Source organism: Gordonia sp. YY1, assembly GCF_009872315.1.
Classification (GTDB): domain Bacteria; phylum Actinomycetota; class Actinomycetes; order Mycobacteriales; family Mycobacteriaceae; genus Gordonia; species Gordonia amicalis.
Genome location: NZ_WXYI01000066.1, coordinates 1 through 547 on the forward strand (window position 1 = coordinate 1; position 547 = coordinate 547).

Consider the following 547-nt stretch of genomic DNA (forward strand, 5'->3'; position numbering starts at 1 on the left):
GTCGACTACGAGAACACCGCAGTCACCGAGCCCGAAGCCGCATAGAGGAGTCCTCCACGATTCCGGGGGAACCACAGGGGCGAAGTCTTCGCCGACGATGTCGTTGCCGCCGCACTCATCGACCGCCTCGTCCACCACGCCGAGGTCATCACCATCGACGGCGACTCCTACCGCACCAAGACCCGACGACAACTCGTCAACGCCGACCAGTAACCACACCAAAAGGGGGTCAAATTTCAACCGTCGATAAGGGGTCAGTTTTCGGCCGCCGTTGACAGATAGCCGTTTGCGCGGTCTCGATGGTGTCGAAGGCGCCAGTCTCGTCGAGAAGCTCCCGGCGCAATGTGCGATGGAATCGTTCGATTTTGCCGGTCGTGGTCGGTGACCGGCGTTTGGTCAACCGCGCGGTGATGCCGTACTCGCGACACGTCCGCTCGAAGAGCACCTCAACCGGCAACGGCCGCGTGTGTCTGTGGTTCCCCCGGAATCGTGGAGGACTCCTCTATGCGGCTTCGGGCTCGGTGACTGCGGTGTTCTCGTAGTCGAC

Annotated in this window: 2 pseudogenes; one reads left to right on the plus strand and one right to left on the minus strand. The window is 62.0% G+C overall.

Going from position 1 to position 547, the window contains the following annotated elements:
- Positions 1-78: 78 nt before the first annotated feature.
- Positions 79-213: pseudogene (locus BPODLACK_RS23165) on the plus strand (ATP-binding protein); the annotation flags it as partial.
- Positions 214-277: 64 nt separating this feature from the next.
- On the opposite strand, the pseudogene BPODLACK_RS23170 reads toward BPODLACK_RS23165, so the two are convergent.
- Positions 278-472: pseudogene (locus BPODLACK_RS23170) on the minus strand (integrase core domain-containing protein); the annotation flags it as partial.
- Positions 473-547: the final 75 nt, after the last annotated feature.